This is a genomic window from Actinocorallia aurea (assembly GCF_054783995.1).
On record NZ_BAAGPQ010000014.1, the window covers coordinates 133,526 to 160,397 of the forward strand.

At 73.4% G+C, this 26,872-nt stretch carries 14 protein-coding genes; 11 read left to right on the top strand and 3 right to left on the bottom strand.

What is annotated here, in order from left to right:
• Nucleotides 1-58 precede the first annotated feature (58 nt).
• The 3 genes from ACYVOM_RS18535 to ACYVOM_RS18545 are packed head-to-tail and all read right to left on the bottom strand — an operon-like array spanning nt 59 to nt 3,275.
• Nucleotides 59-1,333 (bottom strand): COG4705 family protein, encoded by a 1,275-nt coding sequence (locus ACYVOM_RS18535; RefSeq protein WP_460304658.1) that lies wholly within the window; start codon nt 1,331-1,333, stop codon nt 59-61.
• 38 nt (nt 1,334-1,371) lie between these two features.
• Nucleotides 1,372-2,631, bottom strand: a complete 1,260-nt coding sequence (locus ACYVOM_RS18540) for a sensor histidine kinase (protein ID WP_460304659.1) — start codon at nt 2,629-2,631, stop codon at nt 1,372-1,374.
• The gene (locus ACYVOM_RS18545) at nt 2,622-3,275 is read right to left on the bottom strand and encodes a response regulator transcription factor (RefSeq protein ID WP_460304660.1); all 654 of its coding nucleotides are present in this window, start codon (nt 3,273-3,275) and stop codon (nt 2,622-2,624) included. The genes ACYVOM_RS18540 and ACYVOM_RS18545 overlap by 10 nt, the downstream gene beginning before the upstream one ends.
• A gap of 204 nt (nt 3,276-3,479) precedes the next feature.
• On the opposite strand from ACYVOM_RS18545, the gene ACYVOM_RS18550 reads away from it, so the two are divergent.
• The 11 genes from ACYVOM_RS18550 to ACYVOM_RS18600 all read left to right on the top strand — a co-directional run bounded on the left by ACYVOM_RS18550 (nt 3,480) and on the right by ACYVOM_RS18600 (nt 26,870).
• A complete protein-coding gene (locus tag ACYVOM_RS18550; RefSeq protein WP_460304661.1) occupies nt 3,480-4,505 on the top strand; it encodes a bile acid:sodium symporter family protein in 1,026 nt (341 codons plus the stop codon).
• A 169-nt stretch (nt 4,506-4,674) separates the two neighbouring features.
• Entirely contained in the window at nt 4,675-5,853 is a 1,179-nt protein-coding gene (locus ACYVOM_RS18555; protein ID WP_460304662.1) for a YVTN family beta-propeller repeat protein, read from the top strand.
• A 476-nt stretch (nt 5,854-6,329) separates the two neighbouring features.
• Complete coding sequence (locus tag ACYVOM_RS18560) at nt 6,330-6,950, top strand: helix-turn-helix domain-containing protein (RefSeq protein WP_460304663.1); 621 nt, start codon at nt 6,330-6,332, stop codon at nt 6,948-6,950.
• A gap of 515 nt (nt 6,951-7,465) precedes the next feature.
• Nucleotides 7,466-8,329 carry an MEDS domain-containing protein gene (locus tag ACYVOM_RS18565; protein ID WP_460304664.1) on the top strand — a complete coding sequence of 288 codons (864 nt, stop codon included), beginning with the start codon at nt 7,466-7,468 and terminating at the stop codon, nt 8,327-8,329.
• 171 nt (nt 8,330-8,500) lie between these two features.
• Nucleotides 8,501-9,268, top strand: a complete 768-nt coding sequence (locus tag ACYVOM_RS18570; protein ID WP_460304665.1) for a class I SAM-dependent methyltransferase — start codon at nt 8,501-8,503, stop codon at nt 9,266-9,268.
• A gap of 14 nt (nt 9,269-9,282) precedes the next feature.
• Entirely contained in the window at nt 9,283-10,182 is a 900-nt protein-coding gene (locus ACYVOM_RS18575) for a DUF5996 family protein (protein WP_460304666.1), read from the top strand.
• Between the two features lie 239 nt (nt 10,183-10,421).
• Nucleotides 10,422-11,267: a DUF4132 domain-containing protein gene (locus tag ACYVOM_RS18580; protein ID WP_460304667.1), complete on the top strand. Its 846-nt coding sequence runs from the start codon at nt 10,422-10,424 to the stop codon at nt 11,265-11,267.
• Nucleotides 11,264-16,189, top strand: a complete 4,926-nt coding sequence (locus ACYVOM_RS18585; RefSeq protein ID WP_460304668.1) for an ATP-binding protein — start codon at nt 11,264-11,266, stop codon at nt 16,187-16,189. Before ACYVOM_RS18580 ends, ACYVOM_RS18585 begins: the two co-directional genes overlap by 4 nt.
• A gap of 181 nt (nt 16,190-16,370) precedes the next feature.
• On the top strand, nt 16,371-17,231 hold the full coding sequence (locus ACYVOM_RS18590; RefSeq protein ID WP_460304669.1) for a DUF4132 domain-containing protein: 861 nt from the start codon (nt 16,371-16,373) through the stop codon (nt 17,229-17,231).
• Nucleotides 17,228-22,027: a DNA-binding protein gene (locus ACYVOM_RS18595; protein ID WP_460304670.1), complete on the top strand. Its 4,800-nt coding sequence runs from the start codon at nt 17,228-17,230 to the stop codon at nt 22,025-22,027. The genes ACYVOM_RS18590 and ACYVOM_RS18595 overlap by 4 nt, the downstream gene beginning before the upstream one ends.
• A gap of 25 nt (nt 22,028-22,052) precedes the next feature.
• Complete coding sequence (locus ACYVOM_RS18600; RefSeq protein ID WP_460304671.1) at nt 22,053-26,870, top strand: DNA-binding protein; 4,818 nt, start codon at nt 22,053-22,055, stop codon at nt 26,868-26,870.
• The last annotated feature ends 2 nt before the right edge of the window (nt 26,871-26,872 follow it).

Below are 26,872 nucleotides of genomic sequence, written 5' to 3' on the forward strand. Positions count from 1 at the left end.
GACTTGGCCTGGCCTTGCCACTTCCGATGGCCGGGTCGTGGTGCGAACCGGGGTGGCGTCAGCCCAGGTCCGTGAGGAGGGTGCCGAGTTCGGCTTCCTGTTGAGCTGGCGGCATCGGCGGGTTGGTGTGGTCGATGCCGAAGGTCTTCAGGACCAGGTCCAGCTGCGCGTCGAGGAACGTCCAGCCGGTGCCGTCCAGTGGCCGCAGGGACTCCTCGTCGGCGTCCCAGAGGTCGCGTAGGGATGCGGCGGAGGCGTGGGCTCCGGCCGTGTCCCCCGATCGCGCGTCCCTGAGGGCGGTCGTCGCGAGTGCCTTCAGCGCGGCGATCTTGTCGGGAGGGAAGTTCTGCACGGCCTGGCCGGGGGCGAGCTGGACGGTGGAGGTCGCGTCGTCCTCCGGCGCCGGCGAGATGTGCGGGCGACCGTGCGCCCAGAAGAGCAGGCCCGCGGTGGCGACGGCGAGAACGCCGAGACCCGCGAGCGCGACGCGTTCCCGGAGCGGGTGGGCGGGGGTGCGCGGGATGTGCTCACCCGCTTCGGTGCCGGTGACGTCGGAGCGTGTGGCGGTCAGGTAGAGGACCGTCGCCAGGATCAGTCCGAGGAAGATCAGGCTGGTGGTGAAGGTGCCGAGGGCGAGGCCGGTCGGGTCGCCCGGGGTTTCGGCGGTCTTCGGGGAGGCGAGCCAGTCGCCGATGTTGGCACCCAGCGGGCGGGTGAGGATGTAGGCGAGCCAGAACGACAGCACGGGGTTCGCGCCGAACCTCCACAGCAGCGTGATCGAGGCGATGAGGCCGAGCGGCAGCAGGACCGAGACGCCGGGGCTCCAGCCGGTGAGTTCAAGGGTCCAGTCGCCGGTGGCGGTGCCGAGCGCGAAGGTGACCAGGACCGTCAGCCAGTAGAACGACTCGCGCGGCAGGGTGGTGATTGCGTGGATCGACAGGGTCCGCTCGCGCAGCCACCACACGCCGAAGACCGCGACGAGCAGGACCGAGAACACCGCGGAGCTGATCCACAGCGGCACGCCGTACTGGTCGGTCAGGATGTCGGTGTAGAGGGTGCCGGTGACGCTGACGACGACCACGGTGAGCCAGTAAGGGAACGGGATGTACCGTTTCAGCCGTAGCTGGACGGCCAGCACCGACACGAAGACCGCGGTGAAGATCCAGGCCGTGTTCACCAGGCCGACGCCCAGCCGCATGTTGATCCAGTCGGCGAGGCTCTCCCCGACGGTCGTGCAGAGGATCTTGATCACCCAGAACCAGACGGTGACCTCGGGGACCTTGTTCAGCAGGAGCCGCTCGTGCCGGGTCGATACCGTGCTCGTCGTTGTCATGCGGCCAGGCTGGCGCGGAGAACCTGCCGTTAACCTGACTACGAGACCGCGGGGAGCTCCACCTCGACGCGGCCGTGGCCGTCGGCGATCGCCCGGACCCCGACTCCGGCGGCCGTGGCCAGGCGTCGGGCCACGGCCAGCCCCAGCCCGTTCCCGTCGCCGCCGGTGAATCCCGCTTCGAAGGCCCGGTCGACGTCCGCCGGATCGAACCCGGGGCCGTCATCGAGGACCTCGATCAGCACGCTCCCAGGTTGGAGCCGCGCCGTCACCTGGACACGGGAGGCCGCGTGCCGCAGACCGTTGTCCAGCAGGGGCGACAGGACGGCCACGACCAGTTCGGCGGTCACGGCGACGTCGATTCCGGGCGGCACGGCGAGGTCGACGGGGCGTCCGGCGATCGCCTGCCGCACGGCGGCCCGGAGGTCGCAGCGGGCACGGCCGTCGATCCGCGGCCGGGCGGCGCCGAGGATCGTGGTGACGGCCGCGTCCAGGCGGTCGACTTCCCGCAGAACCGAGCCGGGCGGCAGTTCGCGGCCGGACAGGTGCGCCAGCTGGGCCTCGCCGCGCAGGACGGTCATGGGCGTCCGCAGTTCGTGGGCGATCTCGTCGGTGAGCCGGCGCTCGTCGGCGAGCGCGGCCTCGACGCGTTCCAGGAGGCGGTCGAGGGTGCGTCCGAGCTCTCCGAACTCATCGCGGGGGACGCCGAGGTCGAACCGTCGGCCGGGTTCGTGATCGCCCCATTCGTCGGCGAGCGCGGCCATGTCGTGAACCACCCGCAGCGCCCGGCGCACCGCGAGGTAGGCGACGACGCCGGCGAGCAGGATCGAGAGGCCGCCCAAGATCAATGACATGGCCAGGCCGCGCTGCACCGACGCCTCGTAGGGCGTCAGATCCACTTCCGCGACGACCACCACCAGGTGGCCTTGGATCGGGACCGGCAGGGAGTACAGCAGACGGTCGCCGACGGTGACGGTCCGGGACCGCGGAGAACCGGCGAGCGCGTCGACGCGGTCAAGGCCGCCGTCCGGCGCGATCCCGTCGATGAGGCGCCCGTCGGCGTACACCCACGAGACCGTGTCCAGCGCCTCGTTTCCGTTCTCGGTCATCACGACGCGGCCGCCGCGCACGGTGACGTTCGTGGCGACCGCCTCCGCGCGGGTATGCACCAGGTCCAGCGAGTCGGCGTCGGTCACCCTGCTCAGCAGCACGTGCGAGACCACCACCAGGACCGCGACCACCGCGGTCGCGATCACCACGGTGAGCGCGACGACCCTCCCGCGGAAGCCCGTCACCGCCACCGGTAGCCCACCCCCCGGACCGTCACCAGATGATCGGCCGCACCCAGGACGCCGAGCTTGGTCCGCAGCCGACGGACGAAGGAGTCCAGGGTGTTGTCGCTGACGTGCGCGCCATGCGGCCAGCCGGCGGCGACCAAGGCGTGACGGCGCACCGCCTCGCCTCGCGCGGCGATGAGCCTGCCCAGCAACCGGAACTCGGTCGGCGTCAGGCTCTCGCTCCCCGAACCGCAGGTCACGACGTGCTTCGCCGGATCGAGGACGACGCCGCTCGGCGAGGTGAGGGCGGTCGTCCGGCGCAGCAGGGCACGCACCCGCGCCAGCAGCTCCGGGACGTCGAACGGCTTGGTCACGTAGTCGTCCGCGCCGGCCTCGAAGCCGCCCACCTTGTGATGCATGCCGTCCAGGGCGGTCAGCATCAGCACCGGCGCGTCGACGCCCCGGGCCCGCAGCGCCACACAGACGTCGCGGCCGTCGGCGTCCGGAAGCCCCAGATCCAGCACGACCAGGTCCGGCACCGGATCGAGGTTCCGCAGGAGGCGGTCCGCCGTACCGGTCACCGTGACGGCATGGCCGTCGTGTTCGAGCACCCGCTTGAGGACGTCGCGCACCGCCGCGTCGTCCTCGCACACCACGATGAAGGCCACCCGCCGACCCTACGTGAACGTCCGCAGCCCTAGAGCGGGGCAGCGCAGGCCGCGACCGCCCGGCCACCGCCGATCGACGCATCGGGTTCGGTACCGGACTCCCGCTTCACGCGGGCTCCGGCCATTCGCCCCGCACGCACGACACCAGTGTGACTTGGAGTAGTGACTAGTGTTGTTTGGGTGATGGTTCGAGTGATGGCTCTGATGCAGCGGAAGTTGCTCACGCTCATGATCGTCTGCTATGCGCTGGCCGCGGTGTTCCCTCAGGCGGGGGAGGCGGTGCGAGCGGTGACCTGGGCGTCACCGGCTGGTGGGCGGTTCTCCGTGCCGATGGTCCTGCTCGCCGTCATGCTGCTGACCGCGGGTCTGGGGGTGCGGGTGCGCGATCTGAGCGGTGTCATGCGCAGACCCCTGCGGCCGGCGTCCGGTGTCGTGGCGAACGCTCTGCTGCCGGTCGTGCTGCTGCCGGTCGCCGCGCTGCTCCTACGGGGATGGCACGACGCCGCAGAGGCGGAGTGCCTCATGGTCGGATTGCTGCTGGTCCTGGCGATGCCGATCGCCGGGGGCGCGGCGTCGTGGGGGCAGCTCGCGGGCGGTAGCGTCCCCTTGGTCGTCGCCATGATCGTGGTCTCGACTCTGCTCAGCCCCCTCACGGTCCCGTGGGGCCTGACCGTCACCGCTGCGCTGATCGGCCCGGAGGGTGTCGGCGGCCTGGACGACACCGCGCGGCTCGACACCCTGGCGGGGACGGCGGGTGCGGGCGCTTTCGCCGTCGCCGTGATCGTGGTGCCGTGCCTGGCCGGGATCGTCATCCGGGCGGGACTCGGGGAGCGGCGGGCGGCGCGAGCCGTCCCGGTCATGAAGCTGGTCAACGTGGTGAACATTCTGCTGTTGTGCTACCTCAACGCGGCCGGCGCGCTCGGCGAGGCCCTGGCCCGACCCGACCCCGACCTGCTGGTCCTGGCCGTGATCGTGTCCGGCACGGTGTGCTGCCTGTCCTTCCTCATCGGCCGGTCGATGGCGCGGTGGACCCGAAGCGCCCACCCGGACGGGATATCACTCGCCTTCGCCGCCGGGATGAACAACACCAGTGCGGCCGCGGTCCTGGCGGCGGGCTCGTTCGCCCACCGCCCTCAGGTCCTCCTGCCGATCCTCGCCTACAGCCTGCTCCAGAAGATCACCGCGGGCCTCGTCGCCACCACGCGTTCCGCCCCACCCCCATCGCGGTAATCCCATCGGCTTGACCCGACCGGCAGCCCGACCTCCACGCGCACCCCGTGACAGCGCCGGTGCGTCACGGGCGCATCATGGATCTTGGTGTGCATGCGGCCGAACCAGGCGTCACAGCGTTCGCGATCTTTCCGGGCCGTTGGGAGTCCTCTCCCTAAGATCGTCAATCGTGTTCATTCGGTTGCCGATGGTGATCGGCGGGTTCGCGAGGCGGTCGGCTCTGCTCGTGCTGGCGGCCGGTGCCGCGTTGGCCGGGTGCGCGCACGGGGAGCACGGCCCGCACCACGGGATGCCTCATGAAGAGGTCGTTCCCCCGGCGGCGCCGGTCTCGCGACCGGTGACGGGGGCTCCGGAGACGGACGTGTACGCGCATGCCGGGGCCGGGATGCTCAGCGACGCGGTGCGCGACGTTCCGGCCCGGGTGTACGTCCCCAACTCCGAGAGCGACGAGGTCATGGTCTTCGACCAGGCGACCTTCAAACAGGTCGGCCGCTTCAAGACCGGGCGCAGACCGCAGCACGTGGTGCCCTCATGGGACATGCAGACGCTGTGGGTCAACGACAACGACTCCAACGACCTGATCCCGATCGACCCCCGAACGGGAAAACCGGGCAAGCGCGTACCGGTCGAGGACCCGTACAACATGTACTACACCCCGGACGGGAAGTACGCGGTCATCATGGCCGAACGGCTCCAGCGCATCGACTTCCGGGACGCCCGGACGTTCAAGCTCGTGCGGAGCGTCAAGGTGCCCTGCCGAGGACCGAACCACGCCGACTTCTCCGCCGACGGCACGTTCTTCATCACGGCCTGCGAGTTCTCCGGGGACGCGGTCCGCGTCGATGTCCGAACCCAGCGGGTGACGGGGAGGCTGCGCCTGGCCGAGGGCGGCATGCCGCAGGACGTCAAGCTCTCACCCGACGGCCGCACCTTCTACGTCGCGGACATGATGGCCGGCGGCCTGTGGACGATCGACGCCGCCACGTTCCGCAAGACCGGCTTCCTGCCCACCGGCAAGGGAGCCCACGGCCTCTACCCCAGCCGCGACGCGCAGCACCTCTACGTCTCCAACCGGGGCGAGGGCTCCATCTCCGTCGTCTCCTTCGCCACCGGCACCGTCGCCAAACGGTGGCGCCTGCCGGGCGGCGGCTCACCCGACATGGGCGGAGTCTCCGCCGACGGAAAGGTCCTGTGGCTCTCCGGCCGCTACCACGCCGAGATCTACGCCATCTCCACCCAGACCGGACGCCTCCTGCGCAGGATCCCCGTCGGCCAGGGCCCCCACGGCCTGTGCGTCTACCCCCAGCCGGGCCGCTACTCCCTCGGCCACACCGGCGTCTTCCGCTGAAAGAGACCGCTGGTCTCGCAGGATGACGCCGACCGGGACAGGGACACGCGGCGCGCTCCTTCCACCGTTCTTCGGGAGCGCTACGCGATCAAAGCGGCTCCCTGGGGTCCTCCGTTCGTCACTCAGGACGATCAGGAAGAGCCGTTGCCGGCCCATCCTCACGGACAGTGGTCTCGTACGCCGACGACGGCTTCGTCATCTCAGCAGGCGTGCGGGACACCATCGTGATCCACCCAGGCGACGGTCCCGGCCTGCAACCCCTTGAAGAACCCTCAGTTCGCGCGAACCCCGGGCCTTCAGGGCTTGAGCAGCAACCAAACGACCTGTTCAAGCCCACACCCACAGCCTCGACGCAAGAGGACCCAGCCTCCCACGTGACTGACAGAGCATCGGAGCTGGCGGTTCCGCCAACTACGACACTAAATCCGCCAGGTGAAGCGCTCAGTCACAAAACGGAACAGTGGCATCCTTGTCCCGTGACCGACCTTCCCGAGCCCCACGTCCCCGCGGAAAGCCTCCCTGGGCAGAGGCTCCCCGGTCCCGGTGTCCCCGGTGCCGACGCGGCGGCGTTCGCCGCCGGGATCGGGCGGCGGATCAGGGCGCTGCGCGGTGTTCGCGGGCTGTCGCTCTCGGAGCTGGCGCAGCGTGCCGGGGTCGGCAAGGCCACGCTCTCGGCGCTGGAGGCGGGCACCCGCAACCCGACCATCGAGACCCTGTACGCGATCGCCGCTCAGCTCGATGTGCCGCTCGCCGCGCTGCTGACCGACCCGGGCCCGCACGCCGCCGTCCCGCCCGTGCACGGCGCGGCGGTCACCGCCGAGCTGCTGGAGACGTTCGAGGACGCCGCCTGGACCACGGAGCTCTACCGGCTGCGCATCCTCCCCGGCCGCCGCCAGATCTCGCCGGCCCATCCCGTGGGCGTGACCGAGCATCTGACCGTGTTCCAGGGCACCGCGCTCGTCGGCCCTCCCGAAGGCCCCCTCACCGTCCCGGCGGGCGCGCACGCCTCCTGGACCTCCGACACCCCGCACCTGTACGCCACCGCCACCTCCGAAGAAGTCCACGCCGCCCTCCTCATCCGCCACCCGCATCCCTGACCGCCCGCCGACACCGGGCCGCCGCAGGTGCCCCTCGGGTCACCCGCGTCCCACCCGACCCGACCGCGCCCCACCTCGCCATACTCCGAAAAGCAACATTGATGTTGCTCCAAGTAACTCCTTTGTGGCCCTGCCGCTCGGCGGGGTCGCTCTGGGCACGTTGGCCGAAGGCTTCTGGCGGTGCCGCGGCGGCCCTCGCCGCGAGGCCCGCAATTTTCACGCCGGGGTGGCGTCCCGTGCCGCTCGCGGGCTCGGCGGGGCCTGGACCTGGGCGTCCTTTATGTGTCTTTCGTCGCGCGGAGGGCGGCTAGGGACCTTGGGCCCTTTTCTTAGCGTGTGGCTGCGGTCACAATTGGTTCGAATGGTTGGTTGTTCTGCTCGGGAGTACAGTCTTCGCGGGACGCCCGGAGAGGGGCCCCGGGGGCACGGGGAGCGCGGTCTGAGGGTGGGATCTTGGGGGCGGGATTGAGCATCGCGGGTCCGTCGTGACCGCGCAGGGACTCAGGGAGCGCCAGGTGTCCGACCTGCGCCATGGAGACCACCTGTGCCTCGCCTTCGCCGACGAGTCGGAGCGCAGGGACGTGCTCACCCGCTATCTGTCGGTGGGCCTGGAGCGGGGTGAGAGGCTGCTCTACTACACCGAGCGCAGCGCCCCGGAGACCGTCACGGGCTGGCTGCGCGACGCGGGCGTCGATCCCGCGCCGGCCGTCGCCGACGGAAGCCTCAAGATCGTCCCGGTGGACGCCTCGCTGCTGGCCTCGGGCCGCTTCGACGCCGACGCGACGGTCGCCACGATCGAGCGCGAGGTCGCGCTGAGCCTGGAGGCCGGTCATTCGGGGCTGCGCCTGACAGGTGAGATGGACTGGGCGCTGCGCGACGTGCCGGGCGCCGACAGGCTGCCGGCGTTCGAGGAGAAGGTCGGCGCGCTGGTCGCCGGGCGCCGCGCGACCGCGCTGTGCCAGTACGACGTGCGCAGGTTCGACGCCGACAGGCTGACCGTCGCCGACCGCGTCCATCCCGCGGCGGCCACCGTGCCCGCTCTGCACGAGGACGCCACGCTGCGGCTCCTGCCCGTGCTGCGCGACGGGCGCCGGGAGCTGCGGGTGGCCGGGTCCGTCGACTACCGGACGGTCGCCGTCCTCGCGGAGGCCCTGTACACGGCGGCGCGGTGGCCGGGCGACCTTCGCCTGGACATGAGCGCGCTGGAGTTCATCGACCTCGCCGGGTTCCGCGCGATCGCGCAGGTGGCCGCGCGCCTCGCGCCGGGCCGCAAGCTGTACGTGAACGACCTCGCGCCGCTGCTCTGCCATGTGGTGCGGCTGGTCGGCTGGGACGACGAGCCTTCCCTGGTCGTCCGCGCCCGGGGAGAGCGGGAGTAGCGGCCCGGCCGGGCGGAAGCACAGGGTGACATAGCGGGAAAAAGGCCCCGACACGGCTGAGTGGTGTGTCCGGTGACGAAGCCGCCAGCCCTTCGGGAGGCGGACGAACCCCTGGTACAACGCGGTGTGGCCGGGTGAGCCGTCGGCCGCACCGGGTGGCGGAGGGGCCGCATGGAATTCAAGAACCGGGCGTCTCTCGCCCACAAGATGAGGTACGCGGTGAGCCATCCTCATCGGATCACCGCCTATGCGCAGCGCTGGGCGCGCGACTCGTGGCTGCGCATGACGACCGACGACCATGTGAGCTACTACCGGGCCGTGATGCGCTCGGATTCGGCGCGGAGTCCTGAACAGGCCGTGGGCAGCGCCTCCCACGACAGATGGCTTGCGCTCGGCGCCATGCAGTTCGACTACCTCGTCCGCCACGGGCTCAGGCCGCAGCACCGCCTTCTGGAGATCGGCTGCGGCAACCTGCGGGCGGGCTGGCGGTTCATCGAGTACCTGGACGAAGGCAACTACTACGGGATCGACATCTCCCCGGACATCCTGTTCGCCGCCCAGAAGGTGCTGTCCGGGCAGGGCCTGCAGGACAAGGTCCCCCATCTCACGCCCGTGCGCAGCCTCGACTTCTCCTTCCTGCCTGAGGCGCGCTTCGACGTCATCCACGCGCACAGCGTCTTCTCCCACTCGCCTCTGCCGGTCATCGACGAGTGCATGGCGCACGTGGGGAGGGTCCTCGCCCCCGGCGGCTTCTTCGACTTCACCTTCGACCGGACCGTCGGCCCGGAGCACCAGGTGCTGCGCGAGGACTTCTACTACCGCACCGAGACGCTGACCGAGCTGGCCCGTAGGCACGGCTTGAAGGCGGTGTTCATGGAGGACTGGGAAGTGCTCCCGCACAAGCAGTCGAAGCTGCGCGTGTCCGTGCCCGTCGTCTGAGAAGGGGTTCCGAAGTGTCCGTCTGGCCGTCGCTTCCGCTCGCTGAGTTCGAACCGACCAAGAACACGCTGCTGCTGTGGACGCAGGTCGTCGGCAAGGTCCGCATCGCGCGCACGCCGCTGGTGAACCACTGGTGGAACGCGCCGCTGTACCTGACGCCGCGCGGCTTCACCACCTCGCTGATCCCGGGCGCCCCGGGCCGGAGCTTCGCGATCGACTTCGACTTCCTCGCCGGGTCGCTCGACATCGCCGCCACGGACGGGACGGGCCGCCGGATGGCGCTGGCCGAGCAGCGGACCGTCGAGGAGTTCCACGCGCGGCTGATGGAGCTGCTGGACGAGCTCGGCCTGCACACCGAGATCTGGCCGGTGCCCGTAGAGCTGGAGGGGTCGATCCCGTTCCCCGAGGACGACGCGCCGCGCTCCTACGACCCGGACCAGGCGCTCAGGTTCTGGCGGCTGCTGGTGGAGGCCGAGCGGGTGTTCACCGTCTTCCGGGCCCGTTTCGTCGGCAAGAACAGCCCCGTGCACCTGTTCTGGGGCGCGCTCGACCTGGCGACCACCCGGTTCTCCGGAAGGACGGCGCCGCCGCATCCGGGCGGGGCGCCGAACTGCGGTCCGCACGTGATGCACGAGGCGTACTCGCACGAGGTGAGCAGCTGCGGCTACTGGCCCGGTGGAGAGGGCGAAGGCTTCTTCTACTCCTACGCCTATCCGGAGCCGTCCGGCTACCGCGAGATGCCCGCGGGCGTACCGGAGGCGCACTACGACGCGGCGCTGGGCGAGTTCGTCCTGCCGTACGAGGCGGTCCGCACGGCGGCCGATCCCGACGCGAAGCTGCTCGCGTTCCTCCAGGCGACCTACGAGGCGGCGGCTGGCGGCGCAGGCTGGCCGCGCGCGGAACTGGAGCGCTGACCCACGGTTCTGCGCAGTTCAGAAGGCCTCCACCGGCGACGGCGGGGGCCTTCAAGATTTTTCGCCCAGTCCGACTTCTCCGTTCCAGCTGGTTTGTCACTCCCGCCCGCTAAGTTCTGATCATCGTCAGACGGGACGCCGAAGAGCTCCCGTTCTCTCCGGCGTTTCCCCCTGCCCGTGTGCGCGCGGGCGACGCCGTCACATGCATCAGGAGGTGGCCCCGGGTGGGATGGGTGTCAGTGGATGAGAGCTATGAGATAGCCCTCGTCGAGGGCAAGGTGGCGGTGCGCGCCACCACGGGGCGGTCGGCTGGGCGGCAGCTCAAGACGTTGCCCAAGGCGCTGCGCGACCACCCCGAGGTGGAGCGGCTGCGCGGCTTCGCCGAATGGCTCGACCGCCACGCCGCCGCCTGCGTGGCGCAGGTCGACGCATGGATGGTGTCCTCCCTGCCCGTGCCGACCGCGCTGATCGGCAGGGTGTGGGCGGACGAGGCCTGGCGGGACGCGCTGCGCGACCTCGCCGTGCTCGGCGACGACCCCGACGAGGTGGGCTTCCTGCGCGACGTGACGCCCGAAGGGGAGTTGCGGGTCGTCAACCTCGACGGCGAGACCGTCAGGCTCGCCGCGCGGACGGTGACGCTGCCGCACCCTGTGCTCCTGCCCGACCTCGACGAGCTGCGGGAGTTCGCCGCGGAGCTGGAGCTGACCCAGCGCGTCGAGCAGATCTACCGGGCCACCTTCGCCAAGCCCGCGGACCTCGACCCCAAGGCCGTCGAGGACAAGCGCTTCCAGGGAGGCCAGTACGGCTCCCGCTTCCGCCTCGCGGCCCGCGCGACGTCCCTCGGCTACAAGGTGTCGGGCGGCTTCGCCTCCTGCCGGGTCCGCGATGACGCCCGGATGTACGACGCCACCGTATGGATCGGCGAGCCCTACTGGGACGGCGACTCCGAGACCGGCGCCCTCACCTTCCGCGACGGAGACGGCCGGGCCGTACGGCTCGGAGAGGTCGGCCCCGTCGCGTGGTCGGAAGGCATGCGGATGGCTGCGGCCCTGTACGCGGGACGCATCGTGGAGGAGAAGGCGTGAGCGGAGTGGACATCGAAGGCACGGTCGTCGAAGGCATGGCCATTGAAGGCATGGGCACCGACGCCATGGATACCAACGCCAAGGACACCGAAGGCGGGGACGCGAGCATGACGGCCGAGCTGCTGGCGGCGGGGGCGGTCCTGCCCCCCGGCGCGCAGGCGGAGGGCGCGGTGCCGATCGCGGCGCGCTCGTACACGCACCCCGCCTTGGACGACCGCGTCGTCGTCCGCCTCGCCCCCGCCGACCTCGGCGCGGCCGAGGACCTCGCGGCGGGGTTCCTCGGCCTGGTGCCCGACGGCGAGCCCGCGATCGTCGGAGCGGGCCCGCGCCAGACGCTGGGCTTCCCCGAATGGGTCCTGGCCCACCACCCCGAGGACGGGCACCGCGCGCTCGCCGTCGTCCCCGAGCTGGAGCGCCTGGCCAAGCAGGCCAAGACCAAGCCGAAGGCCGCCATGGACGGCCTCGTCGCGCTCGGGCAGCGGCTGGCATCGTCCGTCCCCCACCTCCTGCCGACGTACTTCGAACGGGCGGGCCGCGCCTTCCTCGCCGTGGAGAACGCCCAGTACGCGGGCCAGCTCTTCAGCCGCGCGCGCAAGGCGGAGGTGGAGCACGGCCTCGACATCGACGAGGACCGGCTGGACGAGGTGTTCCTCGAGTACGCGCTGGCCGGGGCGCTCCCGGTCAAGACCCTTTCGGGTTATGCCAAGGAGCTGAGCGCGCGAGTCTCCCCCGGGGAGGCTCTGCGCCGCTACACGACGCTGTGCCTGCGCCGCGCGTCGGGCGGCATGCCTCCGTCGGCCCAGATGGGCAACGACCTGCGCAAGTTGGCCCGCGAGGCGGGAGACGACGCGCTCAGCGTCGAGATCGCGTTCGTCGGCGAGATGCTGGAGCTGCCCGCGACGGCGCGGGCGGGCGCCGGCTGGTGGAAGGCGCACCGGGCCGCGCTGGTCGAGCTCGCGCGGCGCCGCCCCGAGACGCGCGGCCTGCTGCTGGACCTGCTGCCCTCCTACGACGATCACGGGTTGTCGGCGCTGTGGCTCGACGTGCTCACGGAGTCCGGCGCGATCGCGGGCCTCTACGACGACTCCGTGCCCGCCGCGCAGCGGCCCAAGGACGGATCGGCCGGATGGCTGCGCCGCTACCTGAAGTTCCGCAGGCAGGGCTGGCGCGAGGCTTCGCGCGTGCCGGCACTGGAGGAACTGGTCGTGCGGATGGCCGACCGGTTGCGCGCCGACCTGGCCGACGGGGGCGAGCTGCCGATCCCGTACAGCGTCGACCTGCTCGACCTGATGCTGGAGCTGGGCCTTCCGGTCGCCGCGCCGGACGGCCGAATCCTGCAGCTGGAGTCGTGGGCGCGCGCGGAGGAGCGGCGGGACCTGGTCTCGCTGGGCGCCGACGACCGCTTCCACGAGTCCCTGCACCTGTCCTTCGACCGTCTCGGCTCCGGCGAGGTGGCGACGTTCCGGGCGCTGGCCGCGGCACCGGGCGTCCGGAACCTGCTCACCGAGTGGGTGCACAAGGTCGCCGAGCGCTCGTGGGCGACGGGGCTCCCGGGCCTGCCCGCCGCGCTGCACATGCTGTCCTGGCTGCCCGGGGACATCCTGTCGCTCGCCGAGGACGCCGTGCGCGCCGCCACGAGGGCCGACCTCGGGGAGATCCTGGCGCGGACCCTGCGCACCGGCCTTTTCGACGAGTTCTCCTGGCCGGCCTTCGAGGAGGCCGTGGGCGAGCTCAGCCCACGGGAGAACGCACGCGACCTCATCATCGCCGAGGAATGGCCCTACCTGGTCGTGGCCAACAAGGCGAAGGCCGTGGTGGTCGGCCTGGAGGGGCGCGTCCTCGAACACGAGCTGCGCACGCCGTCCGGGGCGCGGGAGCCGGGGTTCCACTTCGTGGACGGTGATCTCCTCGTCCACTGGGAGTCCGGCGACACCAGGCACGGGTACTGGACGAGCGAACCCGGCCGCGTCCTGCGCATGCAGGGCGAGGGGACGGCGGACCTCACGCTGAACTGGCACCGGGGCAACGAGCCCGTCACCCTCCCGGTGCCCGGCGGCGGCCGGACCACGGCGCTCGGCGTGATCCACAGCGGTGACAGCGTGGTGCCGGAAACGGGCGGCCTGGTCATCACCGACGGCAGGTCCCACTGGGTCCAGCGCTACCGGGACGGCGGCGTCGCGTACTGGACGGAGTACGACCCCGCGTCCGGCGAACTCGGCAGGGAGAGCGCCCCGGAGTTCCTGACGCGGCACGCGGGCGACCCCGCCGACGGCGAGGTGACCGGCGACGGCTGGATCCTCCCGTTCCCCGGTGCAGGACCCACCCCGGTCGGCCCGGTCGTCGACGGGCTGGTCGGCCTGCGCTACGTCCGTCGGCCCGGCAGCGGGCTGCGCGCGGAGGACATGTCGGGCACGAGCTCGCTCTACTCCGCCAGTTATCTCCCGGGAACCCTCTACTTCCCCGGCGACGACCGTCCGCGCACCTACGTCCGCCAGTCCTGGAGGGTGGACCTCCACGACGTCGACGGCACGCACACCGCCCAGGTCGTCACCGACGGTCCCGCGGGCGACTACGCCCTCGGCACGGTCATCCTCCCGCCGCTGCGCTACTGGTCCCACCTGACGGCGCGCGACGAGCGCGGTTCGGCGCTGCTGCGGCGGGTCGACGCCGCGACGTGCGCGGCGCTCCTGGAGGCCGTCGTGCAGGGCGACGATCCGGTCGAGTCCGTTCGCGCCCTCCTGCCCGAGGTCACCCACGAGGGCCTCATCGCGGGCATCGTCGGCGTGACGCAGAAGGCGTCCGCCGAGCGGATCCGGCTGGACGAGACCGTGCAGAAGCTGGAGCAGACGCTCAAGGGCGAGGTCGTGGAGGAGCAGGTCGAGGGCCCGTCCGACCGGATGATCCACGAGGCCCTCGGCGGAATCACGGGCGCCACCGGCTACCGGGGCGACGAGAGCCGCGGCATCGCGACGATCCTGCACCGCTTCGCGGTCCTGGCCGGCGGCGCGGAGGAGCCGGCCGCGCCCGGTGCGGTGCACCTGGACGAGCGCCCCCTGGCGCCCAGCCGCCTCAGCGTCGAGTCGGTGCTCCGGCCCCGGGAGGCCGGGATCTACCGCGCGCTGTCGTGGACCGGAGGCGACGAGGCCCGGCCGACCCTGCGGTACCTCAGCGAGGCGTTCGACCGCGCGGGCCTCACCGCCGACGCGGCGGGCCGGTGGCGCGAGGTCGGCTTCGGCCTGCCCAGGTCCGCCACCCGCCTGGCCAACGGCAACGCCCGGCCGGGCCACCGGCGCGGCACCCTCGGCCTGGAGGGCGGCGCGTTCCTCGCCTTCGGTGACTGGGACAACCGCGAGGACACGGACCTCTTCAGGGGGCTGTTCCACGACCCGTCGGGCGCGTTCGAGCCGCCCGCCCCCTATGAGGCGGAGTCGTGCGCGGAGATCGAGGGCTGGTGGAGCCGTCCGCTGCCGCCCGCGGCCTACCTGGCCGAGCTGGACGAGCGGGGCCCCGCGCCCTGGTCCGCCGAGTCCGCCGCGGAGTTCGCCAGGCTCACCGGGACCACGCCGACGATCGCCGCGCTCGTCGTCGCCGGCCTGCCGGGGCTGGACGACCACCAGCACTCGTTCCTGCCCGCCGAGGTCCGCAAGGCCCTCGGGGTGAGGGTCGCCGAGGCGGGGGTGGCCCGCAGCGCGCTGCGGGCGCTGCCGTGGCGGTTCCGGTGCGACCTCGTGGGCGCGCTCCTGCCCGCCGACCCCGCCGAGCTGTGGACGCGCGGTCCGGACGTGGCGGCCGCCGCCGAGGTGTGGAACAAGGAGATGGGCGGCGAGATCGCGCTGCCCGAGGCGCTCCTGGCCGAGGCCAAGAAGGCGGTCTTCGAACGCTGGGACCTCGCCTCGTCCATGCGCGCGGTGCTCGCCCCGGCCTCGTCGCCGGAGCTGACGCGGGACCTCGCGTGGAAGGTCTCCGGCGACAAGGTCGTGCAGGCCGATGAGGGCCGGGGATTCGGCGCGCGGACGCTGACCTCGGTCGTGCTCATGGCCGCGTGGCTCGCCCACCGGCTGCCCGCCGGCGACCCGCTGCGCGCCGGCCTGCCAGACGCCCTGGAGGCCGTCCGGGCCCGGCTCGCCCACCCGGGGCTGATGCTCGGCTTCGACCGGTACTTCGACGTGACGGCCTTCCGCAAGGCGGCGGGTGCTCCGACGGAGGAGGGCCTCGGATTCGTCCGCTACGGGGCCATCGTCCTGTCGACCCACGACACCATGCCTTACCCGGCGCTCAAGACCTCGCTCCTCGACGAGGCGGGGGAGGACCCGTACCTCCCGGCGCTCCGTTCGGCCGCGGGGGAGCCGTTCCCCATCGAGCTGGCCCTCCGGATCGTCAAGAGCGAGCGGTTCGCCGCCCTTCTCGCCGACCCGGGAGACCCCGCCGGCGGCGAGCGGTTCGCGGACGGCACCTGGTACCCGCACGATCCGTCGCGGTCGGTTCCGGACGTCGTCGCGGAGGTGTCCGCGGCGCACTCCCTGTCGGCGGACGCGGCGGCGGTGTACCTGATGCTGCTGGCGCTGCCGGATCCGACGGACCGCAACACCGCGCGTTGGACGGGCTGGAAGCCCGCCCGGCTCAAGGCGGCGCGGGCGGAGCTCGCGGCGACCGACCTCGTCGTCGAGGCCCGCCGGACCCGCGCCGGCCGGACGCTGTTCCTGCCCGGCGCCTGGACGGACGCGCGCGCCCCGCGGCCGTCGATGGAGACCTGGAAGCACGCGCTGTTCGATCTGACCCCGGACGGTGCGGCGCCGCTGCGCACCGTCGTGCCGACCGAGCCCGTCGCCGACCTCTTCCGTAAGGCATGGCGCAGGATCGCCGAGGGCGACGGCCCGCGCTTCGCCGACCTCAAGGTCCGCAAGGGCGGCCGCCGCAGGTGACGGCCGCGCCGCCCGTCCGGATCAGGGCCGGACGGGCGGCGTCGCCCGGTTTTCGGTCGGCCCCGCGGATTGTCGGTGCCGACCGCTAAGTTCTGATCATGGTCGCGGAGCCGTTCCGGTCCGCGGCCTTCCCCCCGGTCCGTCCCCCGACGGGCCGCTCCGGCAGAGGAGGTGAGCTCGCGTGAGCTGGACAGCCGCGGGAGAGGATTACGAGGTCGCCCTCGTGGACGGCAAGGTGGCCGCGCGCCGCGTCACCCCCGGCAAGGGGCCGGGGCAACCGCTCAAGGCGCTGCCCAAGGCACTGCGCGACCACCCGGAGGTGGAGAGCCTGCGCCGGTTCGCCACCTGGCTCGACCGGCACGCCGCCGAGTGCGTCGCGAAGGTGGACGCGTGGATGACCTCCTCGCTGCCGGTGCCGGCGCCGCTCCTGGCCAAGGTGTGGGAGGACGAGGCGTGGCGCGCCGCGCTGCGCGACATGGCCGTCGTGGGCGAGGACCCGCAGGAGGTCGGCTTCCTGCGCGACATCTCCGCCGACGGCGCGCTGCGCGTGGTGAACCTCGACGGCGAGACCGTCAGGCTCGACGCGCGCAACCTGCGGATGCCGCACCCCGTCCTGCTGCCGGACCTTGAGGAGCTGCGGGACTTCGCCGCGGAGCTCGGCGTCACCCAGCGGGTCGAGCAGATCTACCGCGCCACCTTCGCCAAACCGCAGGACGCGGCGGGCGAGGCCGTCCAGAAGTTCTCCGGGGGCCGGTACAGCTCCCGGTTCCGGATCGCGGCCCGCGCGGCGAGCCTGGGCTACCGGGTGTCCGGCGGGTACGCGGCCTGCACCGTGCGCGAGGACGGCCGGACCCTTGAGGCCACGCTGTGGATCGGGGTGCCGAGCTGGGACGCCGAGGAGGTCCAGACCGGCGCGCTCACCTGGCACGGGCCGGACGGAAGGACCGTGCCGTTCGCCGAGGTCGGCCCCGTCGCGTGGTCGGAGGGCATGCGGATGGCCGCCGCGCTGTTCGCGGGCCGGATCGTGGAGGAGAACGCATGAGCCCCCCGCCGCCCGCAGCCGGGGAGTCCGCCGCCGAGGCGCTCAAGGCGGGCGCCTACCTTCACCCGGACACCGCCTACCTGGGAGAGGCCGTGCCGGTGACGGCCCGCGCCTACCGGCGGCCCGGCCTGATCGGCCGCACCGTGGTCCGGCTGGTGCCGGAGGAGATCGGCGCGGCCGAGGACGCGGCGGCCGCCTACCTCGGGCTGGAGCGCGTCGGTCCCGCCGCGCACGTCGGGTTCGGCCTGCGCGGAAGTCTCGCGTTCCCCGAATGGGTGCTCGTGCACCACCCGGAGGACGGCCACCACGCGCTCGGGCTGATGCCGGAGATCGACCGGCTTTCCCGGACGGCCGCGACCAAGCCCAAGGTCGCCTACGAGGGCTTCAGCAGGCTGGGCGAGCGGCTGGCCTCCTCGGTCCCGCACCTTCTGCCGCTGTTCTACGAGCGGGCGGCCCGCGAGCTCCTCGCCGCGGAGAAGCCGGAGCTCGCCGCGCGCCTGTTCACCTTCGCCCGCAAGGCCGAGACCGAGCACGGCCTCCCCATCGACGAGGACAGGCTCGACGACGTCTTCGTCGAGTTCGCCCTCGCCGGGGCGCTCCCGGCGCGCACCCTCTCGGAGTTCGGCAAGGCGCTCGCCCTGCGCCTTCCGCCGGAGGAGGCCCTGCGCAGGTTCCTGCGCATCGCCGTGCGGCGGACCTCGGGCGGGCTGCCCCCCTCCTCGACCACCGCGCCGGACGTCCGCCGGCTGGCCAAGGCCGCCGCGGCGGACGTCGCGCGGGTCGAGCGGGAGTACCTCGCCGAACTGCTCACCTTCCCCTCGACGGCGCTGGCCACCGAGGCCTGGTGGAAGGGCCACCGGGCCGCCCTCGTCGCGCTCGCCGCGCAGCGCCCCGAGATCCGCGCCCTGCTGCTGCGGATCACGCCCGACGGCGACCACGGCTTCCTCGAGTTCTGGCTCGATCTGCTCGCCGAGACCGGCGCCGCGGCGCTCCTGCACGACGGCGCCGAGGGCGCCGGCCCGGAAGACGGTGTCGCGGGCTGGCTGGAACGCCTCCTCAAGGCGCGTGGCCAGCGGTACCGCGCGGCGCGGCGGCTCACCGCGCTGGAGCCGCTGGTCGTTCGGATGGCGGGCCGGCTGAAGGCCGAGACCGCCGAACGGGGCGCGCCGCTCGCCGTCCCGCAGAGCGCCGATCTGCTCGATCTCCTGCTTGAGCTGGGCGTCCCCGTCGCCGATCCGGTGCCGGGCTTCCGGGCGGCCCTCGACACCTGGGCGCGCGGGGAGGGCCGCCGCGGGCTCGCCGCGCTGTGCGCGGACCCCCGCTTCGCCGCGGGCCTGCGCTCGGGGATCGAGGCGGTGGCGGCGCACGACGCCGTCCAGCCCGTGCTCTCCTCGGCCCCCGCGCTGCGCCCCCACCTTCTCGCCTACGCCGAAGGCGTCGCCGGGCGCGTCGCCTGGGCGGGCCTGCCGGGGCTCCAGGGCGCGCTGGGCGCGCTCGCCGACCTGCCCGAGGGCATCCGGAGGATCGCCGAGGAGCCCGTGCGGGCCGGCCTGGCGGTCGACATCCCCGATCTCCTCGCCCGCACCCTGCGCGGCGGCCTGCTCGACGAGCTGCACTGGCCCGCGTTCGAGAACGCCGTCGACGAGCTGTTCCCCGAGGGCTACCAGGGGCCCAGGACGATCGCGGAGGAGTGGCCCTACCTCGTGGTGGCCGGCGCCCAGCGCGCGCTGGTGCTCGACGGCTCCGGCGTCGCCCTCGACCACCACCTCCGGATGCCGCAGAAGACGTACTCGCGGGGCTTCCGCTACGTCGACGGAGCGCTGCTCGTCCACTGGAGCGAGAACTACGACTCGGAGCTGAAGGGCTACTGGCACACCAGGCCCGACCACGTCATGCGCCTCAAGGGAGACCGCGCGAACGGCCTCTCCCTCCCGGCCCGCTCGGCGAACGGGCGGATCAGCGTCGAGGCGCCCGGAGGCGGCCGGGTCACCGGCGCCGCGGTGATCCACCGCGGCGACGCGGTCGCGCCCGCCCCGTCGCTGGTCGCCTCGGACGGGGCGCGGTACTGGACGGGCCGGTACAGCGCGGGCCGCCTGCTCTGGCACACCGTCGATCCCCGCACCGGTGAGGTCGGCGAGCCCGACCCGCCCGCGTTCCTCGCCGAGCCGGGCCCGAACCTGCGCAGCGGCTTCCTCGCGCCCCTGCCCGGCGGCGGGACGACACCGATCGGCGCGGTCGTGGACGGCGTCTTCGGCCACCGGGCCGTCGCCGGCCCGGACGGCTCCGTGCGGGGCGAGGACCTCGCCGGCGCGCTCTCCCCCGCGGTCTCCGGCCATGTCGTGCCGTGGCCGCTGCGCCTGCCCGGCGACGACGGCGCGCGCGGCCTGGTCCGCGTCCTGACGAACCACAGCACCACGCTCCGGCTGATCGGCCCCGACGGCCTCGTCCTCGCCGAGGACGACCGCAGGTTCTTCCGCCTGGGGACCCGGGACTTCCCGCCGGTCCAGTACTGGGTCCACATGCGGCCCCGCGACGCGCGGGGCTCGGCCCGGCTGCGCGGCGCCGACCGCGCCCTGGCCGAGCGGCTCCTCGAGGGCGGCGAGACCTGGGGGGAGGTCACCGACCGGGTGACCGCGGCCCTGCCGGAGCTGTCCGACGTCGGCCTGATCCACGGTGTCGTGGGCGTGGTCGCGGGGGCTATCGTCGCCCGCGAGGCGGCGGCCGACGCCCGCGAGCGGATCGAGCGCGAACTCGCGCCCTCCCTCGTGGAGGAGCTTCCGGAGTCGCCGACGGACGCCGCGCTCCAGCTCGGTCTCGACGGCCTGCGCGAGCGGACCGGCTCCGGCGGCCACCAGGCGGGCTCGGCCCGGCTGCTGTGGAGGCTGGCCCGGCTGCGCGAGGGCGCCTACCGCGCCGCGGAGGGCGAGACCCCGCACGTCCCCCTGCCGAGCACCTCCCTCGGCCTGCACTGGGTCGTGGACGGCCTCACCGCGATCACCCTGATCGCCGCGTCGGAGGCCACCGCGCCGGAGGCCCGGACCGCGCTGCGGGAGCTGCTCGGCCTGCTCGACGAGGCGGGCCTGCGCACGCCCGATCCCGCAGCGTGGCGGATGCTGCGGGTCCGTCCGGCCGTCCAGCCCGCGGAGCGGACGGACCTGCTGCACGCGGTGCCGCTCGAAGGGGGCGCGTTCTTCGCCGTGGTCGAGCAGCGCTGGACGCGCCGGAACCAGGCGTACTCGGTCGACCTGGAAGCGCTGTTCCACGACCCCTCAGGCCGGTTCGCCGTGCCGGAAGGCTATGAGGTGCTGAAGGAGGAGCCTCTCACCGAGGTCCGGCCGGATCCGCCGGTCACGGAGGTCATGGCCCTCGTCGACGCGCGGGGACCCGCGCCCTGGAACGCCGAGAAGGTCGCGGAGTTCGCGCGTCTGACGGGAGTCACGCACACGATGGCGGCCCTCGTGCTGTCCGGCGGGCTCGGCCTCTGGGGCCTGCGGGCCACCCTGCTCTCGGCGGCGCAGCGCAGGCTCATGAAGGTCAAGGTCGCGGAGGTCGAGGCGGCCAACCAGCAGCTGCGCAGGCTCTCGGGCGAGATGCGCCGCGAGCTGTTCTCGGCCCTGATGCCCGCCGATCCCGTGCGGCTGTGGACCGAGGGCCCGGACGCCGCGGCGGCGGCCGCCGTGTGGAACCGCGCGGTGGCTCCGGCGGTCGCGGTGCCCGAGGCGCTGCTCACCGAGGCCGCCAAGGAGCTCGGGCACCTTTCCGTGGCGCAGACCGAGCTGCGGGCGGTCCTCGATCCCGCGGCGAACGCCGAGCTGTCCCAGGACGCGCGGTGGCGGGCCGGGAACTTCCAGTTCGAGGTCGCGGGCGGGTACGGGTTCACCGCGCGGACCCTGACCTCCGCGGTGCGGGCGCTCGCCTGGCTGGCGCACCGGCTGCCCGCCGGAGACCCGCTGCGCGCGCGGCTGCCCGCGGGGCTGGCGGCGGTCCGGGCGCGGCTCGCCCACCCGGAGCTGGTCCTGTGGTCGGAGCACCGCGTCAGCGTCCCGGAGTTCGCGAGGGCGGCGGGCGCTCCCGACGAGGAAGGCGAACGCTGGGCGAGGTACGGTCCCGTCCTCGTGCTGACCGACCGGCTGTTCCAGAGGCCGGGCGTCAGGGCGGCGTTCCTGGACTCCGGCGGAGACGACCCGCGGCTGGCGCTGCTGCGGGACAAGGCAGGCCGCCTGATGGCGTGGGAGGTCGCCTTGCGCGCCGCCCGGGATGAGCGGTTCGCGGCGCTGCTGGCCGATCCGGGAGAGCCCGTCGAAGGCGGGCGGTTCGACGACGGGACCTGGTACCCGCAGGATCCGTCGCGCTCGGTGCCGGAGCTGGTGGTCGAGGCGGCCAAGGAGTCCGGGCTGTCGGCGGACGCGGCGGCGGTCTACTTGATGCTGCTGGCGATGCCGGATCCGACCGACCGCAACACCGCGCGCTGGACGGGCTGGAAGCCAGCCCGCCTGAAGGCCGCCCGCGCCGAGCTGGCGGCCACCGGTCTCGTCACCGAGGGGCGGCGCACCAAGGCGGGCCGGACGCTGTTCCTGCCGTGCCCCTGGAGCGAGGCGCGCGGCCCCCGGCTTCCGATGGAGGAGTGGAAGCACGAGCTTTACGGCTTCGCGCAGGGCGGCGCCGCGCCGCTGACCGCGGTGGTCCCGGCCGAGCCCGTCGCGGAGGTCTACCGGCGGGCGTGGCGGCGGGTCGCCGAAGGCGACGTGCCGCGCTTCGGGGAGCTGGAGATCCCCCGCGCCCAGCGCCGCCGCTGACCCCGACCCGTTGAAGGAAGAGCTGATGACCACCCGAAAGCCCGTGCCGCACCAGCCCGACGCCGTCGGGGTGCTGCTGGAGGCCGGCGCGTACCTGCATCCGGACACCGGCGACCGCGGCTCGGGCGTGGCGATCACGGCCCGTGCCTACCGAAGGCCTGGAATGGCCGATCGCACCGTCGTCCGCCTCGCGCCGGAGGAGACCGGCGAGGCCGAGGACGCCGCGGCGGCCTTCCTGGGCCTGGAGCGGGTCGGTCCCGCCGACGTCGTGGGGTTCGGCGCCCGGGAGCGGCTCGGCTTCCCCGAATGGGTCCTGCTGCACCACCCCGAGGACGGCGCCCGGGCGCTCGCGCTGCTGCCCGAGATCGACAGGCTGTCCCGGCTGGCGCACGCCAAGGCCAGCGCCGCGTGCGACGGGTTCCTCGGGCTCGGCACCCGGCTGGCGGCCTCGGTGCCGCACTTCATGCCGACGTTCTTCGAGCGGGCAGCCAGGGAACTCCTGTCCGCGGAGCGGCCGGACTACGCTGCCCGCCTGTTCGGCGCGGCGCGCAAGGCCGAGAGCGAGCACGGCCTGGTCGTCGACCAGGACCGGATGGACGACGTCTTCGTCGAGTTCATCCTGGCGGGCGCCCTTCCGGTGAAGGTCCTTTCGGACTATTCCAAGGAACTCGCCCTGCGCCTCTCCCCGGAGGAGGCCCTGCGCAGGTTCGTCCGGCTGGCGCTGCGCAGGACGTCCGGCGGGCTGCCTCCGACCGCGACGATGGCGGCCGACCTGCGCCGCCTCGCCAAGGCCGTCCCGGGAGACGCCGGGAAGGCCGAGCGGTCCTACCTCGCGGAGGCGCTGACCCTCCCGGCGACGGTGCTCGCCCCCGAGACGTGGTGGAAGGCGCACCGGGCGGCCTTGAAGGCCCTGGCCGCCGAGCGTCCCGAGACCCGCCGGGCCCTCCTGGCCATCGTGCCGACCGACCCGGAGCCGAGCCTCGTCGCGCTCTGGCTCGGCATTCTGGAGGACACGGGCGCCGCCGCGCTGCTCTGCGCAGGCGACCTGCCCGACGGCGGCGCGGTGGGATGGCTGGAGCGCCTGCTCGCGGCGCGTGGTCTGGGCTACTCGGCCGGGGAGCGGGTGGCGGCGCTGGAGTCCCTGGTCACCCGCATGTCCGGAAGGCTGAAGGCGGAGATCGCCGGAAGAGGCGCGCCGCTGGCCCTTCCGGAGAGCGCCGACCTCATCGAACTGCTGCTGGAGCTCGAAGTCCCGGTCGCCGACCCGGGGCCGGCTTCCGCGGTGCAGCTCGGTCCCTGGGCGCAAGGCGAGAACCGCAAGGAACTCTCCCTGCTCTGCGCCGACCCCCGCTTCGCCCCCGCCCTGCGCCGGGCGCTCGACTCGACCGCCTGGCACACGGTCCGCGGCCACAGCGTGTTCGCGGCCTCGCCCGCGACGCGGCCGCACGTGCTGGCGCGCGCCGAGGACCTCGCGGGACGGGTCGCGGGCACGGGGCTGCCGACCCTTTCCGACGCGGTCGAGGCGATCCAGCGGCTCGACGCCGGATCCAAGCGGATCGCCGAACGCGCGGTGCGCGCGGCCCTGGCGGTGGACCTCCCCGAACTGCTGGCCCGGACCCTGCGCGGCGGCCTGTTCGACGAGCTGCACTGGCCCGCCTTCGAAGCGGCCTGCGCCGAGCTGTTCCCCGAGCACATGCGCGCGAGCGTCATCGCCGAAGAGTGGCCCTACCTGGTGCTGGCCGACCGTACGCGCGCGCTCGTGCTCGACGGCTCCGGCGTCGTCCTCGACCACGCCCTGCGGCTCCCGCCGACCGACAGCCGGTGGTTCGGATTCCACTACGCGGACGGCGCGCTGCTCGTCCACTGGCGCGGCGACGGCGACGCGCGGCGCCACGGGTACTGGCACACCGAACCCGACCGGGTGCTGCCCCTGGACGGCCCCAAGACTTTCAGCAGGTACCTGTCGCACTCGTGGAAGGCCCCGAAGCCCACCCTCGAAGCGCCGGGCGGGGGACGCGCGGTCGGAAGCGCGGTGCTGCGCCCGGGCGACGCCCTCGCGCCCGCCTGGGCCGCGACCGCCTCCGACGGCCGGAAGCTCTGGGCGCGGCTCCCCGTGGAGGGCGGCCGCGCCTGGCACGGCGTGGACCCGGGCACCGGGGCATCCGAGGGGCCCGGGATGCCGGGATTCTTCGCCGAGCCGGGAGAGGCCTTCCGGGGCGGCTTCCTCGTGCCGTTCCCCGGCGCCGGCCCCACCCCGCTGGGCGACGCCGTGGACGGCCTGCTCGGCCAGCGGATGGTCGGCGCGCCCGACGGCACGGCGCGGGCGGAGGACCTCGCGGGGAACGCCTCGCCCGCCGTGTCCGGCTACGCGTCGGTATGGCTGGTGCGGATGCCCGGCGACGACCGGCCCCGCGCGCTGGTCCCGGCGAAGCACGGCCAGGACACCTACTTCCGCCTGATCGGCCCTGACGGCCTGGTCCTCGCCGACACCCGCATGCCCCGGCTCTTCGCGGCCGGGAGCGAGGTCACGCTGCCGCCGCAGTACTGGGCCTACCTGCGGCCACGGGACCCGCGCGGGTCCGCGGCGCTGCGCCGCGCGGACCGGGCGCTGGCCGAGCGGCTGCTCGACGGGACGTGGGAGACGATCGGCGAACGCGTCGCGGAGGCGCTGCCGGAGGTCTCCGACCCGGCGCTGCGCAAGGGCGTGGCAGGGATCGTCGCCGCGGCGCAGCGCGCCCAGCGGACCGTCGCCACGGTGGTGCGATCCGTCGAGACCGCGGTCCGGGCCGTGGTGCCCGTCGCCTCGGAGCGGCCGTCCTCGCCCAGCGACAGGGCCGTGCACCGTGCCGTCGAGAACCTGCTCGACGGGATCACCGCCAACGCGAGCGTCGGGAACACGGCCCTGTCCGCGCTCCTGCTCTGGCAGATGGGAAGGCTGCGCGCGGGCACGGCGGAGACGGAGTCCCCGGGGGAGGGGGCGGCGCCGCGCGTCGCGCTTCCCCGGCAGCGGCTGCACCTGCCGTGGCTGGTCGACGGCCTGCCCGCGCTCGTCCTGCGCATGGCCTCGCGGATCACCCCCGAGGCGAGCCGGAAGGCGCTGCGCGAACTGCTCGCGCTGCTCGACGAAGCGGGGCTGCTGACCAGTGCGCCCGGGGCCTGGCGCCTGCTCCGGCTGGCGATGCCGGGCGCGGAGAACACCCGTGAGAACTTCTGCCGAGGGTTCCCGCTCGGCGAAGGGGCCTTCCTCGCCGTCATCGCCCAGGATCCCTGGCGCACCGGGCAGCGGCAGGAGGTCACGGCCCTCTTCCACGACCCGTCCGGCGCGTTCAGGCTGCCCGCGGGCTACGAGCAGATCGAGGAGCTGCCCTTCGCCGGCCCGCGGTCCGACGTGCCCGTCGCCGAGGTCCTGAAGCTGCTGGACGCCCAGGGGCCCGCCCCCTGGAGAGCGGACGCCGTCGCGGAGTTCGCGACGCTGGCCGATGTCACGCCGACCACCGCGGCTCTCGTGGTGTCCGGACTTCCGGTCGTCGTCCATCATTCCGCTCTGTGGCTGCCCGATGAGGTGCGCACCGTCCTCAAGCTCAAGCCTGCCGAGGTGGAGGCGGCCCACCGGGAGCTGGCGAAGCTGCCGCAGAAAGTGCGGCGCGAGCTGGTCGGCGCCCTGCTGCCCGCCGACCCCGCGCGGCTGTGGACCGACGGCCCGGACGTGGCGGCGGCCGCCGAGGTGTGGCGCTGGGCGACGCCGCGCCGGGCCACGGTGCCCGAGGCGCTGCTGATCGAGGCCGACAAGGCCTTCGAGAAACACCAGCCTTCGCAGCTCCATCTGCGCGCGGTGCTCGACCCGGCGAACCACCCCGACCTGACGCAGGACGCGGAGTTCCGGACGGTCCACGGCATGTTCGCGCCGGTCGGCGACCGGGGGTTCACCGCGCAGACGCTGACGACCTCGGTGCGGATGCTCGCGTGGCTGGCGCACCGGCTCCCCGCCGGAGACCCGCTGCGCGACCGGCTGCCCGCGGGGCTCGCCGCCGTGCGCGAGCGCCTCGCCCACCCGGACCTCATCCTCGGCTCGTCCTATCTGTTCCGCGTCCGAGATCACCTGTCCACGCTCGGCCCTCCCGACGAGGAGACCGAGCACTGGGACCGGTGGGGCGCGATCCTCATCGTGCGCGACTGGGACCTTCCCACCCCGGGCATCAGGCTCGCGCTGCTGGACGAGAACGACCAGGACCCGCTGCTGCCGCTGCTGCGGGGCGAGCTCGGCCGTCCCATGCCCGTCGAGGTCGCCCTGCGGACGGCGCGGGACGAGCGGTTCGCCGCGCTGCTCGCCGATCCGGGCGAGCCCGTCGAGGGCGGGCGGCTGAAGGACGGGACCTGGTATCCGCAGGATCCCTCCCGGTCGGTTCCGGACCTCGTGGCCGAGGTCGCCAAGACGCACGGCCTGTCGGCCGACGCGGCCGCGGTGTACCTCATGGTGCTGGCGATGCCGGATCCGTCCGATCGCCACACCGCGCGCTGGACGGGCTGGCGGCCCGCCCGGCTCAAGGACGCCCGCGCCGAGCTGGCCGGCACCGACCTCGTCACCGAGGCGCGCCGGGCCGGCTCCGGCCGGACCCTCTTCCTGCACTGCCCCTGGGTCGAGGCGAAGAGCCCCGAGATCCCCATGGAGGACTGGAAGCAGGGGCTGTACCCCTTCTCCAACGGCGGCCTCACGCCGCTGACCACGGTCGTTCCGACCGAGCCCGTCGCCGACGTGTACCGGCGCGCGTGGCGGCGGATCGCCGAAGGCGACCTCCCCCGCTTCCGCGAGCTGGAGATCCCTCGCGCCAAGCGCCGCCGCTGACC